This is a genomic window from Kitasatospora sp. NPDC034023 (assembly GCF_055575795.1).
Map to the genome: position 1 here is coordinate 26,813 of NZ_JBVIRY010000005.1, position 16,263 is coordinate 43,075.

Genomic DNA, 16,263 nt, shown 5'->3' on the forward strand with positions numbered 1-16,263 from the left:
GATGCCGAGCACTGCCGACCGGCGCCCGACGCTCGCCGTGTGGAAGTTCGCCTCCTGCGACGGCTGCCAACTCACCCTGCTGGACTGCGAGGACGAACTCCTCGCCATCGCCGAGCAGGTCGAGATCTCGCACTTCCCGGAGGCCTCCAGCGCGAGCACTCCGGGCCCGTACGACCTGTCGCTCGTCGAGGGCTCGGTCACCACCCCGCAGGACGCCGAGCGGATCCAGCACATCCGCGCGGTCTCGCGCCGCCTGGTGACCATCGGCGCCTGCGCCACCGCGGGCGGCGTCCAGGCCCTGCGCAACTACGCCGACGTCGCCGAGTTCCAGGCCGTCGTCTACGCCCGACCCGACTACATCGACACGCTCGCCACCTCCACACCGATCAGCGCCCACGTCCCCGTCGATTTCGAACTGCGCGGCTGCCCCATCGACCGGCACCAGCTCATCGAGGTCATCACCGCCCACCTGGCCGGCCGCAAACCGGACGTCCCCGCGCACAGCGTCTGCTTCGAGTGCAAGCAACGCGGCACGGTCTGCGTGACGGTCGCCCACGGCACCCCCTGCCTCGGCCCGGTCACCCACGCCGGCTGCGGTGCGCTCTGCCCCGCCTACGACCGGGGCTGCTACGGCTGCTTCGGCCCCTCGAACTCCACGAACCTCCCCTCCTTCATCCCCCTCCTGCGCCGCGACGGCATGGACACCCTCGACGTGGTGCGGGTCCTGCGCACCTTCAACGCGGCAGCTCCAGAGTTCGAGGCGGCCTCCCGGAAGGAGCTGGACCGGTGACCCACCGCTGCTCCAGGGTGCTCCACGTCGGATCGCTCGCCCGTGTCGAGGGCGAGACCGCACTGCACCTGGGCCTGGACGGCGGCGAAGTCACCGAGGCCCGGCTGGCGATCTACGAACCCCCGCGGTTCTTCGAGGCGTTCCTGCGCGGACGCTCCTACACGGAACCGCCCGACATCACCTCGCGGGTCTGCGGGATCTGCCCGGTCGCCTACCAGATGAGCGCCTGCCGGGCCGTCGAGGACGCCTGCGGCGTCATCGTGGACGGGCAACTCGCCGCGCTCCGCCGACTGCTCTACTGCGGCGAGTGGATCGAGAGCCAGACGCTGCACATCCACCTCCTGCACGCACCCGACTTCCTCGGCTGCGACAGCGCCGTCGACCTGGCCCGCACCCACCGGACCGACGTCGAACGCGGCCTTCGACTCAAACAGGCCGGAAACGCGATCATGGAACTACTCGGCGGCCGGGCGATCCACCCCGTCAACGTCCGCGTCGGCGGCTTCCACCGCACCCCGACCACCGCCGAACTACGGCCCCTGGCCGAGCGGTTGCGCCGAGCCCGGGACGACGCACAGCAGACGGTCCGCTGGGTGGCGGGCTTCGACTTCCCCGACGCCGGCTGCGACCACGACCTGCTCGCCTTGGCCGAGCCCGGCAGCTACGCCATCGAGTTGGGCACCCCGACCGTGATGCCCGCCCCGCAGACCGCCGGGCTGCCCGACGGGTCCGACCGCGCACTGCCCACCCGTGCCTTCGACGTCCACGCGTTCGGAGACCACGTCGTCGAGAGCCAGGTGCCGCACTCCACCGCCCTCCACTCCTTGCTGGACGGCCGCCGCCACCTCACCGGCTCGCTCGCCCGCTACGCGATCAGCGGCCGCTGGCTCTCCCCGATCGCCCTCCAGGCCGCCCAGGACGCCGGACTCGGCGACCCGCGCCAGGGCACCGTCTGCCGAAACCCCTTCCGCAGCATCGTCGTCCGGGCGGTCGAGGTGCTCCACGCCGTCGACGAGGCGCTGCGCATCATCGACGCCTACCGACCCCCACCGCGCCCCCACGTCGGGGTGTCACCGCGAGCCGCCACCGGTCACGGAGCCACCGAGGCACCGCGAGGGCTGCTCTACCACCGCTACGCCATCGACGGCGACGGAACCGTCACCGATGCCGTCCTCGTCCCGCCGACCGCGCAGAACCAGGGCGCGATCGAGGCGGACCTGCGCCGCATCGTGCAGGACCGCCTGGGAGCCGGCGATGCCACCGACGCCGAACTGACCGCCCTGTGCGAGCGGGCGATCCGCAACCACGACCCGTGCATCTCGTGCTCGGCCCACTTCCTCGACCTCACCGTGGAGCGCACCTCGGCCGGTACCTGAGCCGGTCCCGAGCGGGGCGCGCTCAGACGGTGCCGCGAACGACGACCACGGGGCAGGGGGAGTGTTCCACGCAGTACCGGCTCACGGAGCCCAGCATCGTGCCCTTGAAGCCGCCGAGACCCCTGCTGCCGACGACCAGGAGCCGAGCTCCGCGAGCTGCCTGCAGCAGCACCTCGGCAGGGTGGCCGTATTCGACGCGCTGCCGGATCGGTACCGGGGATTCCATGGTGTCCTCCTCGCGCTCCACGGTGTTCGAGAGGGTGAGACGGGCCGCCTCCTCCACCTCGGAGCCCGGGATCGGCAGGCCCCAACCGCTCCACGGCAGGTAGTCCCAGGCGGTCACGGCTTCAACCGCGGAGCCGTCCAGCCGAGCGAGTTCCACTGCCCAGCGCAGTGCCGTGGTCGAGGACGGCGAGCCGTCGACGCCGACGACGATGGTGCGGGCGCCTCGGCGTGCGGATTCCATGACGAACCTCCTGGTCGCTGTGCGGTTGGCGGGATCAGGGCTGTTTCAACTGTCCGCCCTGTCACGACGTGACGCTCTTCCGCAGCCGATCTCCCCATCTCCGCGGTGAAGGCCGCTCGGGTCGGCGACTGGACGGGGCGGGACACCGGGCCTCTGCTCGGTGTTCGTTCGGCGGCGGGTTCAGCGGCGGTTGCCGAGGGCGAAGAGCAGGATGACGAAGCCGGCGAACAGGTGGGTGCCGAGGACGTAGATCCCGGCCCGGACCGGCCCTCCCGGGCCCGGGCATTCGGAGAGACCATGAGGGTGTCCGAGAACGCGCCGCGCCGCGCCCGCCTCCCCCGGCACCGGCCGGGGGAGGGCCGCCATCCGGTGCGTCGCTCCGGAGGTGATCGCCGTGGTTGGTGCCGATCCGTCGGCCGTCCGGGTGGAGGCCCGGCCGGACCTTGCGCTCTCGCGCCGACTCCGGCCGGTCACGTGGCCGGCCGACCGGGTGGTGCGGTGACCCGGACGGTCAGCCGTCCTGCCGATCTGACCGCGGAGCAGGCGGCCCGGTCGCTGGTGCTGCACGGGCCGAACGTGGTCGGGGCGGCGCCGCGACCGCCACTGTGGTCGAGGATCGCTGCACAGTTGCGCGACCCGCTGATCATGGTGCTGCTCGCCGCGGTCGTGCTGACGGTGGCGACCGGTGACCACGCCGATGCGATCGTCATCGGCCTCGTCGTCGTGGTGAACACCGCCGTGGGCGTCACCCAGGAGGTTCGGGCGGACAACGCGGTGGCAGCGCTCTCGGCGCTGTCCGCGCCTGCGGCGCGGGTGCTGCGTGACGGCCAGGAGCGCGAGGTGGCGGCCGCCGCCGTGGTGCCGGGGGATGTCCTGCTGCTCGGCGAGGGGGACATCGTTCCCGCGGACGCCGAGCTGTTCGAGGCGTCCGCGCTGCTGGTGGACGAGGCGATGCTGACCGGCGAGTCCGTCCCCGTGGAGAAGGACGTGGCCGGTGCCGCCGGACTCAGCGCCGGCACGGTGGTGGTGCGCGGCCGGGCGGTCGCGACCGTCACCGCCACCGGCGCGGACAGCGCCCTCGGCCGGATCGCCGCCGCGCTTCACCCGCGCCCTCGGGCCACACCGCTGCAGCAGCGGCTCGCCGGGCTCGGCCGGGTGCTGGCCCTGGTCACCGTCGCCCTGTGCCTGGTCGTCTTCGTCCTCGGGCTGGCCCGGGGCCTGGCGCCCGAGGCGATGGCAGTCACCGCGATCAGCCTGGCGGTGGCGGCCGTGCCGGAGTCGCTGCCCGCCGTGGTGACGCTCGCGCTCGCGATCGGCGCCCGTCGGATGGCCGCCCGTCATGCCGTGGTCCGCCGGCTCCCGGCCGTCGAGACCCTCGGTTCGGTGACCGTGCTCGCGACCGACAAGACCGGCACGCTCACCGAGGGGCGGATGGTGGTCGAGCGGCTCTGGGCACCCGGCTGGGAGGCCACCGTGACCGGCACCGGCTACCGGCCGCAGGGCGAGATCCGGGTGGACCCACCGGACGGTTTCGGCCAGGCCCGGGCGCTGCTGCGGGCGGCGGCACTGTGCAACGACGCCGGGCTGCGGCCGCCCAAGCCGGGTGAGAACGGGCAGTGGACGGCTCTCGGGGACCCGACCGAGGCCGCTCTGCTGGTGGCCGCCGCCAAGGCGGGCCTCGACCCGGCCGAGCTCGCCGAGCGGTTCCCACGGGTGGACGAGCTGCCGTTCGACAGTCTCCGCAAGCGGATGACCACTGTGCACCGGACATCCGACGGGCGCCTGGAGGCCTGCCTGAAGGGCGCTCCCGAGGCCGTTCTCGACCCGGCCGTACTCGACGAGGACGCGAGCACCCTGGCACGGGCGTCGGCGCGGGCGGCGCAGTTCGCCGCTGACGGCTACCGGGTCCTCGCGGTGGCCGGCGGACCCCGGAGCGCCCAGGCCGGGCCCGTCGAGTCCGGCCTGCGGCTGCTCGGCCTGGCGGCGCTCAGTGACCCGCCCAAGCCCGAAGCCACCGCCACCCTGGCCGCCTGCCGCCGGGCCGGGATCACCCCGGTCCTGATCACAGGTGACCACCCGGCCACGGCCCGCGCGATCGCCGAGCGGGTCGGCCTGCTGGAACGCGGCGCGGGCACGGTGGCCACCGGCCGGGACCTGGCCGAGCGAACCGTCCCGGATCTCACCGCCGTGCGCGTCTTCGCCCGCACGGACCCCCAGCAGAAGCTCGACATCGTCGAGGCCTGGCGTGCGGCCGGCGCGGTCACCGCGATGACCGGCGACGGCGTCAACGACGGCCCCGCCCTCCAGCAGGCGGACATCGGCGTGGCGATGGGTCGGCGCGGGACCGAGGTGGCCCGCCAGGCCGCCGACCTCGTCCTGGCCGACGACGAACTCGCCACCCTCGTCGCGGCCGTGGAGGAGGGCCGCCGGGTCTACGACAACATCCGCCGCTTCCTCCTGTACGCCATGTCCGGCGGTGCGGCGGAGATCCTGGTCATGCTCCTGGGTCCGCTGTTCGGTCTCGCGCTGCCGTTGCGCGCCGGCCAGATCCTGTGGATCAACCTGCTCACCCACGGCCTGACCGGTGTCGCGGTCGGCGCGGAACCGGTCTCCGTCCGGGCGATGCGGCGGCCGCCCAGGGCCCCGCACGAGCACGTGCTCGGCGCCGGCCTCTGGCAGGGCGTCCTCGCGCTGGGCGCGATGGTCACCGCCGTGAGCCTGGCAGCCGCCCGCTGGGCCGAGGCTTCCGGGCGGCCCTGGCAGAGCGTGCTGTTCCTCGCCCTGCTGGCGGCCCAGCTCGGCGTGGTGCTCGGGCTGCGTGAGCGGTTGTTCACCCGGGCGAATCCGTTCCTCCCGGCGGCCGTACTGACGTCGGCGGGGCTGGCGGCGGGCGCGTTGTATCTGCCGCTGCTCCAGGACGTCCTGAAGACCGTACCGCTGTCCTGGACGGACGTCGGGCTGGCGGGGGCAGCCGGGCTGGCGGCCTTCGGGGCGGCACGGCTGGGTGCGCGCGGGCTGATCCTCCCGTCACAGCGGCCGGGCTGAGCAGGGCCCCGGCCCGGTTCCGGTACGTGGAGGGTCCGCCTCACGGCATGCGGCGGCCGTGCTCGGCGGCGACCCGGCGGGCATGGGTGACGATCTCGTCGGCCGCGTGCTCGCTGACCCCGAGGGCGCGGGTGAGCCGGTGGGCACTCCAGCCGTGCCGGGCCAGGAGGACGGCGAGCGGATGGTGCCCGGACGCCTCGGCGACGGGAGGCACTGGCGCGGGCACGACGGCGACCGGCGCCACGTGTTCCGCCGTACGGCGGCGCACCAGGGCTCTGCGTATCTCGTCCGCGCCCCAGACGACGAACGGGAACGGGGCCACGACGGCCAGTTGGGCCGGGGTGAGCGCTGCCGTCCCGAAGATGTGGTGCAGGGGCGGCAGGTAGACGATGGCGGCGGCGAAGGCGAGGGAGAAGCCGATGCCGCCGAGCAGCCGCGGGTTGCTGAGGACGCCGATGGAGCGCAGTGAGGCATGCTCGGTGCGGGCGGCGAAGGCGGTGCCGATCTGGCAGGTGACGATGCCGAGCCAGGTCACCGTGGTGGCCTGCTGGTAGGTCAGGTGCAACGCGGTGCCGGGGCCGGTCGGGTCACCGGGGTGCCAGCCTCCCAGCGTCAGGGTGAGCAGGAACCCGAACATCACCAGGCCGGCCGAGATCAGTCCGAGGAAGCCCCAGGCCCTGGCCAGCATCGAGGGCTGGATCACCCGCTGGCCGCGCGGTCGCGGGGGGCGGTTCATCAGCCCGGGCTCGGCGCGTTCGCGGCCGAGGGCGAGGGCCGGGAGGGTGTCGGTGCCGAGGTCGATGGCCAGGATCTGCATCACCGTGAGCGGCAACGGGATGGCACCGCCGGCGAGCGCGAACACAAGGAAGGGGACGACCTCGGGGACGGCGTGGGTGAAGATGTAGACGATGAACTTGCGGATGTTGTCGTACGTCCGCCGCCCGGCCTCGACGGCCGCCACGATGGTGGCGAAGTTGTCGTCCGTCAGCACCATCGTCGCCGACTCGCGGGCCACGTCCGTGCCGGAGCGGCCCATGGCGACGCCGATGTCGGCGCGCCGCAGGGCGGGGGCGTCGTTGACGCCGTCTCCGGTCATGGCCACGGTGTGGCCTTCGGCGCGCAGCGCGTCCGCGATCCGGAGCTTGGCCTCGGGCGAGGTGCGGGCGAAGATCACCTCCTCGCCCCGGGCGAGCAGTGTGTCCAGTTCCGGCTCGCTCATTGCCGCCAGCTCCGTGCCGGTGACGATGCGGGAACCGCGGTGGCCGATGCCGACCTGCGCGGCGATGGCAGCCGCGGTAAGACCGTTGTCACCGGTGACGACGTGCACGGTGATGCCGGCCCGGTGGGCGAGCGTGATCGCGTCGGCGACCTCGGGCCGGGCCGGGTCGGCCATGGCGATCAGGCCGACCAGGCACAGGTCACGCTCGGCCTCCTCACGGCGGGCGGGCGGCGGTGCGCCGGCCGGCAGCCGACGCACGGCCACGGCGAGCACTCGCAGGCCCCGGGCGGCCAGGACACCGACGGCGTGGGCCACCTCGGTCCGGTCGTCCGGTGTGAGGGCCCGCTCCGCGCCGTGGTCGAGGAAGTACGCGGCGTGGAGGAGCACCTCCTCCGGCGCGCCCTTGGTGCGCAGGACGACCGTGCCGTCCTCGGCGTCGGCGGTGGTCATCAGCTTGATGCGGGGGTCGAAGCGGTACATGGCCCGACGGTCGCGATCACGCCGCTCGGGCGGACACGGCACGCCGAGCCGGTCGGCCAGGTCGAGCAACGCGAGCTCGGTCGGGTCGCCGTGGCCCGAGTCCGGATGAGCCGTCGTGCAGGCGGCCGCCGCCTCGGCGACCAGCCGCACCTGCGGCGGGACGTCCGGCAGGGCGTCGACTGCGCTCTCGCCGCCCGGCGTCCAGACGGCCGTCACCAGCATCCGGTTCTCGGTCAGCGTGCCCGTCTTGTCGGTGCACACGACCGTCGTGGAACCCAGCGTCTCGACGGCGGACAGTCGCTTGACCACCGCGCCGCGCCGGGCCAGGTCGCGCACTCCGGAGGCCAACGCGAGGGTGATGGTCGGCAGCAGGCCCTCCGGAACATTCGCCACCAGCAGGCCGATCGCGAAGCTCACCGCGGCGGCGAGTGAGAGGCCCGCGGCGAGACCGATCGGCAGGAAGGCCAGCCCGACACCGACCGCGACCACCGCGATCAGCCGGGCGGCCCGCTTGACCTGGTGCTCCAGCGGGCTCTCCTCACGGTGGGTGCGCTGGCTGAGCGCCGCGATCCGGCCGAGCTCGGTGTGCATGCCGGTGGCGGTGACCACCGCCCGGGCCTGGCCACCCGTGCACGTCGTCCCGGAGAACAGCAGGTCGCGGGCGTCCAGCAGCGAGCCCTCGACATCCGCCAGTTCCGCCGAGCGGAACACCGGCACCGACTCACCGGTCAGCGCCGACAGGTCGACCTCGACGCCTCCCGCGAGCAGCCGGGCGTCGGCGGAGATCCGCTCGCCCTCCTCGACCACCAGTACATCCCCCGGGACCAGCGAGCGGGCGGCCACGTCCCGCCGGGCGCCGTCGCGCACCACGGTCGTCTGCTCCGGCAGGAACGCGGCCAGAGCCTCCACCGCCCGCTCGGCCTGCTGCTCCTGGGCGAAGGCGAGCGCGGCGTTGAGCAGGATCACCGCGACGATCGCCACCGCCAGCGCCGGGGCCCCACTGACCGCCGCGAGCGCGGCCGCGAGGGCCAGCAACAGGGCGAGCGGGTGGGTGAACTGCTGCGCGAGCTCGCGGGGCCAGCGCCGCCCGCCGCGCCGGGCAAGGGTGTTGGGGCCGTACACGGCCTGGCGCCGGAGCACCTCGCGCTCCGCCAGACCCGCCGGTGACGTGCGCAGATCCCGGAACAGCAGTGCGATCGGCTCGCGCGGGTCGGGGGCGTCCGAGCGGTCGGACGACCGGAGCTCGGCGGTCGGTGCCATGTTCCCTCCCCGGTGGTCGTGGGGCGGCCCGGTGACCCCGGGCCCTGTACGAACCGTAGGCAGCGGTCCGGGCCCCGCGGCAGGGCCGACCGGCCCCGGGAACGGGGCGAGCGGCCCTGGCCGGGGTGCCGACGACGGCTCACGCTGAAGCTGTCGGCCTCGCCACGCGAACCGACGGCGCAGGCACACGCAGGAGGAGCGCCATGAAGAAGCAGAGGGTCCTGGTGGCCTACGGCAGCAAGCACGGCGCCACGGCCGGCATCGCCCAGGAGATCGGCCGGACCTTGGACCAGGACGGGTTCGACGCCGTCGTCGTCCCCGCCGCAGAGGTACAGGACGTGTCGGACTTCGACGCCGTCGTTCTCGGCAGCTCGCTCTACGAGGGCCACTGGCACCGCGCTGCCTCGCGCCGCCACCCACAGGCACACCGGCACCGCTGCCACCAGCAGGACGAGGGCAGCTGCGGCCCAGGCGTTCATGACGCCCTCGCCGCACCGTCGGTGACGACGCGCTCCACGGGGCCCGGCGTTGTGCCGAGCGCGTGTACCAGCACCTCGTCCGGCTCGCCGATCTCCAGGACGCACGTGTCTTCTCGCACCGTACCGCCCACAGCTGCCCCTCTCGTCCCCAGCCGACTGGTCTTGAGTCATCGTCATTCTTCGGAGCCGCACCAGCCGACAGCCGCCCGGCCGACCGGCACGAGACCTGCCACCCGCACGGAGCAGTGGCGCCGTGCGGGTGGCAGGTCGACCAGCCTCGCGGTCAGTCAGTCCGGTGGTTCGTGCGGGCGGGGCTCGTGGGGCAGCGACGGCTCGGGGTGGTTCCCAGGCTCGGGTTCGGATCCACCGGGGCGGCCCGGCAGGGGCGGGTCGGCGGGAGGCTCGGGTGCCCCGGGAGGCTTGGGCGGATCAGGCGGCACCGGCGGCCGGCCCGGGTCCGGCGGTGCGGGCGGAGCCGGCGGAGCGGGCGTGGGGGTGATGTCCGGGTCAGGCGGGACGGGGACGGAAGCCATCCTGCTCCTCCTTGGTCAGTGGCCGAGGGCGTCGAAGAACTGCGGCTGCCCGCCGGACTGCTTCCGCCGCGGCGGCGATCCCTTGGGAGGCTTGCTGCTGGATGCTGCGGGGGTGGGCCCGGTCGTCGAAGCGCCCGTGTGCGCCGAAGTCCTGCCAGGAGTCCACCGGTTCGAAGAGGTTGCCCGGACCGTCGATGCGCCGGCGCTCGCCGGTCTGCTGCGAGTCGAAGCCGGTCCGGGCCAGGTAGCGGTCCAGCAGCCCGGGGGCGATCGCGTTCGCCACCAGGGTGGCCACCGTGCTGGCGCCGACCCAGTACTCGCGCCGCCGGGGATGGTCGGCGGCGAACACGACGGCGCGGGCGGCGACTTCGAGCTCGGGTCCGGCGACACCCTCCTGCTGTACACCGACGGCCTCATCGAGCGGCGGGACTGCTCCGTGGAGGACTCGCTCGCCAACCTCCTCAGCCTTACGCAGAGCAACCGCGCTTCCGACGGCCCGGACGACCTGGAACACAGGCTCGACCACCTGCTGCGGTACACCGACGCGGACACCGACGACGACACCTGCCTCATCGGCGTGCGGGTCGGCTGACCCGCCACACCGTGGCCCAGCCGCCGCGCCACACCGAGGCAGTCCGGTCACGCTCGACCTCCGTGTACCGGGCGATCGAGCAGCCGAGTCGTCGTGGACCAGGGCGGGACCGGGTGTGCGCGTCTTTGGGCTCGGCTGATGGTCCTCTGGTGTTCCGGCGCGGCGTCGGTAACATGAGGAATCCTCACATTACCGCCAGGAGGCTGCCATGCCGGATCGCTTCGACCTGCCGGCGGGGTTCCGCTGGGGTGCCGCCACCGCCGCCTACCAGATCGAGGGGGCGGTGGACGAGGACGGCCGCGGCCCGTCCGTCTGGGACACCTTCACCGCGCGCCCGGGCGCCGTCCGCGACGGGCACACCGGCGAGGTCGCGTGCGACCACTACCACCGGTACCCCGAGGACATCGCCCTGATGAGGGGCCTCGGGCTGGACGGCTACCGCTTCTCCATCGCCTGGCCCCGCGTCCTGCCCACCGGCGCCGGCAAGGTCAATGAGGCCGGACTCGCCTTCTACGACCGCCTGGTCGACGCCCTGCTCGAGGCCGACATCGCCCCGCTGCCCACCCTCTTCCACTGGGACCTTCCCCAGGCGCTCGAGGACACCGGCGGCTGGCTCAACCGCGACACCGCCTACCGCTTCGCCGAGTATGCGGCCGTCGTCACCGACCGCCTGGGCGACCGCGTTCCCACCTGGATCACGCTCAACGAGCCCTTTGTCCACACGGTCTTCGGCTACGCGCTGGGCACCCACGCCCCCGGCCGCACCCTGATGTTCGAGGCGCTCCCGGCCGCTCACCACCAGCTCCTCGCCCACGGCCTGGCCGCGTCCCTGCTCCACGATCGCGGCCTGGAGGTGATGCTCTCCAACAACCTCACCCCGGTGGAGACGGCCTCCGACTCCGCCGAAGACGCGGCCGCCGCCAAGGCCTACGACGCCCTGCACAACCGCCTGTTCACCGACCCCGTCCTCCTCGGCCACTACCCTGACCTCTCCGCCCTCGGCGTGCCCGAGGACATCTTCGGCGCCGTCCGCCCCGGCGACCTGGACCTCGTCCACGCCCCCGGTCTCGACGGCCTCGGCCTCAACTTCTACAACCCCACCCGCGTCGCCGCCCCCACCGAACCCGGGCTGCCCTTCAACCTCGTCGACATTCCCGACGCTCCCCACACCGCCTTCGGCTGGCCCGTCGTCCCCGTCGCCCTCACCCGACTCCTCCTCGGCCTCCGCGATACCTACGGCAAGGCCCTCCCGCCCGTCACCATCACCGAGAACGGCTGCTCCGTCACCGAGGAGACCGTCCCCGACCAGCCCCGCATCGACTTCATGTCCGCCCACCTCGACGCCCTCGCCCAGGCCGCCGCCGAAGGAGTCGACGTCCGCGGCTACTACACCTGGTCCCTCCTCGACAACTTCGAATGGGCGGAGGGGCTGTTCCGTCAGAGGTTCGGTCTGGTCCACGTCGACTTCGCGACGCAGCGGCGCACGCCGAAGGCCTCGTACGCCTGGTACCGAGACCTGATCGCTGCCCACCGGGCGCGGAGTGCAATGTAGAGCTCGGTAACTTCTTTGCGATATCGGCGAGTTGGGAAAGCTCGTGACTGGTGGTTACGGTCCTCCTGTCATGACAGCCTGTTCGACGGGCCGAAGCCCGCCTCATGCGGTCACCTGCTCCAGCGCGACTCCGGGTGCTCGCACTCCTTGAAGAAGCTGCCCATGCCGCGGGTGAGGCCTGTGGTCGCCATGTGGTCGGAACCTCCGGGGGGCCGTTCGTCGCCTACTCGGCGCGGTTCCTGATCGAGGCGCGGAAGCCGGGAGCCCCGGCGTAAAGGGCGCAGTAGCGTTACGTCGATATGACAAGTACGCTGCGTGTCGCTGGTTGAACACCATGCGGGCCTGGCCGCCGCTCCGTGGGGGGAGTCACGTCCAGGCCCGGCCGCCGGCCAGGTCCCGGTTGGGCTCGTGGGGGAGCTTCAGCCGGGCCCGCCGGTGGGTGAGGGTGTTATGCCCGGTCGAACAGTGGTTCAGTCATGACATGCCGTCAGTATTTCGGCGGCGCCTGGGGTGTTGTCGCTCCGCCCGCGGGGGCGGGGTCGGCCGCGGGCCTCAGCGCTGCGCCGCCGGGCCGGAGTTGGCGGCGTCCCGGCCCGCCGGTTCGGCCTGCTCCGTCGCTTTGGTCCGGTCCGAAGGTTCGGTCGGCGCCGAGGTCGTGAGCGTTCGTTCGGTGAGCGCGAGGGTCGGCCTCAGCACCAGCACGGCGGCGCAGGCCGCGGTAACCGCCGCCATCACGATCAGCAGCGTCCGGTAGTCGAACCGGTCGATGAGGACCGCGCCGGCGGCGAGCGACAGTGACTGCGGGACCAGCACCAGCATCGTGCACGTGGCGTTGACACGGCCCTGGAGCCGGGACGGCGTGTGGAGCTGCGCCGCGGACGACAGCACCACCATGGTCCAGGTGAGCGCGACCCCGTCCGCGACCTCGCCCGCGACGACGAACGCCAGGTGCGGCACGCAGTAGGCGAGCGCCGCCAGCGTGAACGCGAAGGTCCCGAGGCCGGCGGTGCGCGCCATGCCGACCCGCCGGATCAGTGCGGAGACCGTGAGGCCGCCGATCACCGCGCCGACGCCCTGGACGGCGTTGAGCGTGCCGAGCGCCGAGGGCGGCCGGCCCAGCCCCTCGTCCACGACCGCGAACATGACGGTGTGGCTCAGGCCGATGACGCAGAACGCGCAGGCCGCGGCGTAGCCGATCTGGGCCAGCACCGGTGTGGCGCTGATGTGCCGGATGCCCGCGAGGGCGCTGCGGAGGAAGGGCTCGTGGGACGGCTCCGGTCCGAGCGACTCCTCGAGGAGACAACACGTGGACTGGGAACGCCTGAGCGAGCGCCCCGGGCTGGATCCCTACCTCCAGGAGCCGGCGCTCTTCCTGGACGCCCACTTCGCCCGCACCTTCGGGCTGCTCTGGCCCGAGAACGACCCCCTCGTCCCCCGGGGCGCGGGCGGGCCGCCGGACACGGCACTGGCCGGGTACGTCGCCGCGGGCCTCACCGCCCTGCTGGGCTGGAAGGTCGAGCACGCCACCGGTGCCCGCCTGCCCAACGGCCACGTCCTGGTGATCCAGTCCGCCGGATCGAGCCGCTGGACGCTCCGGTCCCCGGGTGGCCCCGCCGCCGAAGTCCCCACCCTGAGCGGCGAGGCCCTGTACCTCCCGCCCGGCTACCGGGCCGGCGCCGTTCACAGTGACGACGCGAGGCACGTCATCCTCGTGGTCACCGATCCCGGGGAGGAGTCGCCGGCGCCGCCTCCTGCCGCGCCGGCGGCCTGAGCCCCGCAGGACCGAGTGCCGCGCGGTAGCGTTACGTGGATATGGCATGTACGCTGCGTGTCGCTGGTTGAACACCATGCGGGCCTGGCCGCCACTCCGTGGGGGGAGTCACGTCCAGGCCCGGTCGCCGGCCAAGGGCCCGGTTGCGCTTCGTGGGGGAGCTTCAGCCGGGCCCATCGGTGGGCTATCGATGGTATGCCCAGCCCGATGGTGTTTCAGTCATGACAAGCGGTCAGGGTCGGCCCGTCTTCGAATGTTTGAGCGCGGGGCCCGGTCGGCCGGTTCACGGAAGCCCGCCTCCGCGAGTACCCGGTTTCGGCCATGGCGTTCGGCGGGTGGCCTGGGAGGCTGTCTTGTGGCCGGCGGGCGGTGGCCGCTTCCATGGCCGGATGGGCCGACCTGATCTCGTTCTCCTGACCGATCACAGCTCGACCGAAGGCAGTCGGGAGGTGCTTGCCGCCGCCGCACGGGCGTTGACCGGGCGGGAGCCCGTGCACGTGGACGCCCGGCCGTTCATGGACGGTGGCGGCGGTCGGATCGAGGCCGACGGCGCGGACGGGTTCCGGCTGGTGACGGACGGTCGGGCGGTGGCCGCCGACGCGGTGGTCGTGTACGAGATCCCGCCGCACCGGCGCCGAGCGTTCGAGGACTGCCAGCGGCTGCTGCGCGGCCACGGTGCCCGCTCGCTCGGCACCGACGCCGAGGCGTGGCGGGCCGCCACCGAGAAGGACTCCACCGTCGCGAGCTTCGTCCGGGACGGCGTCCCGCACATGCCCAGCGTCGCGTTCTCCCGGCCGAGCCCGGAGGCCGCCGCCGAGGCCTTCGAGGAACTCGGCGGCGACGTCTGGGCCCGGCCCTGCGTCGGGATGGGCGGCGACGACGTCTTCCATGTCACCACCCATGCCCAACTCGCCGCCGCCGCACGGTACTACGCGCAGACGGGGGCGGAGTGGCTGATCGCCCGCGACGCCCGCAACTTCCTGCCGGACGGCCGGCGCCACCAGTTCCGGGTGGTGGTGCTGCACGGCCGCGTGGTCCGCGCGGTCGAGCACGTGCAGGCGGACCCGGACGCCCCGTGCAACGAGTGCCGTGGCGCCGTGTCCACCCTGCTGGACGACGGTGAACTGCCGGACAAGCTGGCCGAGTTGGCCATCAGCGCGACCGCGTCCCTGGGTCTCGACCTGGCGGGCGTGGACCTCGCCGCCGAGAGCGGCGGCGTGGTCTTCGAGGTCAACGTCCACCCCGCCTTCGGCCGGCGCGCCCTGGAGCAGGTGGCGCTGCCCTACGTCGCCGCGCACCTCGGCGAGTAGCGCCCGCCGCCGGGAGCGGCCCGGCACGGAGCCGGTTCAGCTCCGCAGGACGGCGCCCAGCACCGACGGGCGGAACAGCAGCGACGGCGGCTCCACCAGGGACATCACCTCGTGGAAGGCCGCGGTGACCACCGGGTCGCGGGTGGCGCCGGCCAGCACCTTGTCCAGGAAGCGGTGCTGGAGCTTCAGCAGGGCGCCGGAGGGCGCGCCCGTGGTGGTGGCGAAGCGGGCGTCCTCGGCACAGGACATCACCCACGGGTTCTTGGACACCGCCGCGATGGCGCGCCGCGCGTCCCGGGCCGCGGCGTGGCCGATGCCGCCCTGCCGTAGCGCGGTGCGGCGCAGCGCCTGGGCGCAGAACAGGGCGACGGTGACGCCCTGGCCGTACACCGGGTTGAAGGTGCTCGCGGCGTCGCCCACCACCACCAGGCCGTCCGGGCAGCTGCGGTCGTAGTGCCGCCGCACGCCCGGGCCGGGGACGAAGCCGCGCACCTCGCCCGCCGGTTCGGCGTCCCGCAGCGCTTCGCGGAGCAGCGGGTCGCGCAGCCCGGCCAGGTGCCGGGTGAACCCCTCCTCGCCGGGTTCGGGTTCGGCGCCGCGCATCCCGGCGAGGCTGACGATCCAGCGGTCGCCCTCGACCGGCAGCAGGACGCCCATCCGCGGCGCGTCCGGGGCCTTGGTCTGCAGGTAGACGGCCTGGCCGCCGAGGTCGACCCCGGCCGGGCGGTGGAAGAGCCGGGAGGTGTACGCGACGCCCGCGTCCACCCGCTCCTCGGGCGCCGGGCGGCAGCCCAGTTCGGTCAGCCACTTCGGCACCGAGGTCGAGCGGCCCGCCGCGTCCACCACCAACTCGGCCGGGAGGTCGCGGACTTCGCCGCGCTCTGGGCCCCGTTCGCGGATCTTCACCCCGGTCACCGTCCCGGCCGACCCGAGCAGGCCGACCACGTCGGTGCCCTCCAGGAGCTCGATCGAGGACTCGGTGCGGACCCGGTCCAGGACGAGCTGGTCCAGCACCGGCCGGGTGCAGGAGAGGAAGGCCATCCGCGCCGGGTACTCGGCCATCCACCCGGCGGAGCTGAGCCACTTGACCTCCGAGGTGGTCACCCGGATCGCGCCCGCGGCCATCAGCTCCTGCTTGATCCCGGGCATCATCTCCTCCAGCGCCCGGTGCCCGGCCTCCAGTATCAGGTGCGCGTGCCGGCCCTGCGGCACCCCGGCCCGGAACGCCGCCTCCGCCGGGTAGTGGTCCCGCTCCACCACGACGATCCGCTCGGCCTGGCCGCGCAGCGCCCAGGCTGCCGCCAGCCCGGCCAGCCCGCCGCCTACCACCACCGCCGTGCCCCGCCCGGGGGCCCTCTCCGAAGAACTCATGGCACGTAGCGTAGTGGTG

General features: G+C 73.5%; 13 protein-coding genes and 1 pseudogene. 8 read left to right on the forward strand and 6 right to left on the reverse strand.

The window, feature by feature from the left end; translation table 11 throughout:
* Position 1 precedes the first annotated feature (1 nt).
* Positions 2-790 (forward strand): NADH-quinone oxidoreductase subunit B family protein, encoded by a 789-nt coding sequence (locus ACZ52R_RS09130; RefSeq protein ID WP_465621791.1) that lies wholly within the window; start codon positions 2-4, stop codon positions 788-790.
* Complete coding sequence (locus ACZ52R_RS09135) at positions 787-2,166, forward strand: Ni/Fe hydrogenase subunit alpha (RefSeq protein WP_465621792.1); 1,380 nt, start codon at positions 787-789, stop codon at positions 2,164-2,166. The genes ACZ52R_RS09130 and ACZ52R_RS09135 overlap by 4 nt, the downstream gene beginning before the upstream one ends.
* A 22-nt stretch (positions 2,167-2,188) precedes the next feature.
* Here ACZ52R_RS09135 and ACZ52R_RS09140 read toward each other — a convergent pair whose 3' ends face one another.
* Together ACZ52R_RS09140 and ACZ52R_RS09145 are read right to left on the reverse strand one after the other, a co-directional pair.
* The gene (locus ACZ52R_RS09140) at positions 2,189-2,632 is read right to left on the reverse strand and encodes a universal stress protein (RefSeq protein ID WP_465621793.1); all 444 of its coding nucleotides are present in this window, start codon (positions 2,630-2,632) and stop codon (positions 2,189-2,191) included.
* Between the two features lie 180 nt (positions 2,633-2,812).
* Entirely contained in the window at positions 2,813-2,998 is a 186-nt protein-coding gene (locus ACZ52R_RS09145; RefSeq protein ID WP_465753234.1) for a DUF6126 family protein, read from the reverse strand.
* A 132-nt stretch (positions 2,999-3,130) separates the two neighbouring features.
* On the opposite strand from ACZ52R_RS09145, the gene ACZ52R_RS09150 reads away from it, so the two are divergent.
* The gene (locus ACZ52R_RS09150; RefSeq protein WP_465753235.1) at positions 3,131-5,677 is read left to right on the forward strand and encodes a cation-translocating P-type ATPase; all 2,547 of its coding nucleotides are present in this window, start codon (positions 3,131-3,133) and stop codon (positions 5,675-5,677) included.
* A 40-nt stretch (positions 5,678-5,717) separates the two neighbouring features.
* On the opposite strand, the gene ACZ52R_RS09155 is transcribed toward ACZ52R_RS09150, so the two are convergent.
* Entirely contained in the window at positions 5,718-8,636 is a 2,919-nt protein-coding gene (locus ACZ52R_RS09155; protein ID WP_465753236.1) for a cation-translocating P-type ATPase, read from the reverse strand.
* A 203-nt stretch (positions 8,637-8,839) separates the two neighbouring features.
* Here ACZ52R_RS09155 and ACZ52R_RS09160 point away from each other — a divergent pair.
* Positions 8,840-9,028 (forward strand): annotated as a pseudogene (locus tag ACZ52R_RS09160) (flavodoxin domain-containing protein); the annotation flags it as partial.
* A gap of 594 nt (positions 9,029-9,622) precedes the next feature.
* Here ACZ52R_RS09160 and ACZ52R_RS09165 read toward each other — a convergent pair.
* On the reverse strand, positions 9,623-9,997 hold the full coding sequence (locus tag ACZ52R_RS09165; RefSeq protein WP_465663650.1) for a hypothetical protein: 375 nt from the start codon (positions 9,995-9,997) through the stop codon (positions 9,623-9,625).
* Between ACZ52R_RS09165 and ACZ52R_RS09170 the strand changes: the two genes are divergently transcribed.
* Both ACZ52R_RS09170 and ACZ52R_RS09175 read left to right on the forward strand, forming a co-directional pair.
* Entirely contained in the window at positions 9,980-10,240 is a 261-nt protein-coding gene (locus ACZ52R_RS09170; protein ID WP_465621809.1) for a SpoIIE family protein phosphatase, read from the forward strand. The genes ACZ52R_RS09165 and ACZ52R_RS09170 overlap by 18 nt on opposite strands.
* Positions 10,241-10,448: 208 nt before the next feature.
* Positions 10,449-11,792 (forward strand): GH1 family beta-glucosidase, encoded by a 1,344-nt coding sequence (locus ACZ52R_RS09175; protein ID WP_465753237.1) that lies wholly within the window; start codon positions 10,449-10,451, stop codon positions 11,790-11,792.
* Between the two features lie 552 nt (positions 11,793-12,344).
* On the opposite strand, the gene ACZ52R_RS09180 is transcribed toward ACZ52R_RS09175, so the two are convergent.
* Positions 12,345-13,001 carry an MFS transporter gene (locus ACZ52R_RS09180; RefSeq protein ID WP_465753238.1) on the reverse strand — a complete coding sequence of 219 codons (657 nt, stop codon included), beginning with the start codon at positions 12,999-13,001 and terminating at the stop codon, positions 12,345-12,347.
* A 97-nt stretch (positions 13,002-13,098) separates the two neighbouring features.
* On the opposite strand from ACZ52R_RS09180, the gene ACZ52R_RS09185 reads away from it, so the two are divergent.
* Together ACZ52R_RS09185 and ACZ52R_RS09190 are read left to right on the forward strand one after the other, a co-directional pair.
* Entirely contained in the window at positions 13,099-13,563 is a 465-nt protein-coding gene (locus tag ACZ52R_RS09185) for a hypothetical protein (protein WP_465621815.1), read from the forward strand.
* 389 nt (positions 13,564-13,952) lie between these two features.
* Positions 13,953-14,873, forward strand: coding sequence for an ATP-grasp domain-containing protein (locus ACZ52R_RS09190; protein ID WP_465663592.1), 921 nt, complete (start codon positions 13,953-13,955; stop codon positions 14,871-14,873).
* Positions 14,874-14,909: 36 nt separating this feature from the next.
* On the opposite strand, the gene ACZ52R_RS09195 is transcribed toward ACZ52R_RS09190, so the two are convergent.
* Entirely contained in the window at positions 14,910-16,244 is a 1,335-nt protein-coding gene (locus ACZ52R_RS09195) for an NAD(P)/FAD-dependent oxidoreductase (RefSeq protein ID WP_465663593.1), read from the reverse strand.
* Positions 16,245-16,263 lie beyond the last annotated feature (19 nt).

Excerpts from the sequence above, each read along its gene's own strand:
- ACZ52R_RS09130 (WP_465621791.1), top strand. The coding sequence starts at position 2 with ATGCCGAGCACTGCCGACCGGCGCCCGACGCTCGCCGTGTGGAAGTTC.
- ACZ52R_RS09140 (WP_465621793.1), bottom strand. The coding sequence starts at position 2,632 with ATGGAATCCGCACGCCGAGGCGCCCGCACCATCGTCGTCGGCGTCGAC.
- ACZ52R_RS09145 (WP_465753234.1), bottom strand. The coding sequence starts at position 2,998 with ATGGCGGCCCTCCCCCGGCCGGTGCCGGGGGAGGCGGGCGCGGCGCGG.
- ACZ52R_RS09155 (WP_465753236.1), bottom strand. The coding sequence starts at position 8,636 with ATGGCACCGACCGCCGAGCTCCGGTCGTCCGACCGCTCGGACGCCCCC.
- ACZ52R_RS09170 (WP_465621809.1), top strand. The coding sequence starts at position 9,980 with ATGGTCGGCGGCGAACACGACGGCGCGGGCGGCGACTTCGAGCTCGGG.
- ACZ52R_RS09175 (WP_465753237.1), top strand. The coding sequence starts at position 10,449 with ATGCCGGATCGCTTCGACCTGCCGGCGGGGTTCCGCTGGGGTGCCGCC.
- ACZ52R_RS09190 (WP_465663592.1), top strand. The coding sequence starts at position 13,953 with ATGGGCCGACCTGATCTCGTTCTCCTGACCGATCACAGCTCGACCGAA.
- ACZ52R_RS09195 (WP_465663593.1), bottom strand. The coding sequence starts at position 16,244 with ATGAGTTCTTCGGAGAGGGCCCCCGGGCGGGGCACGGCGGTGGTGGTA.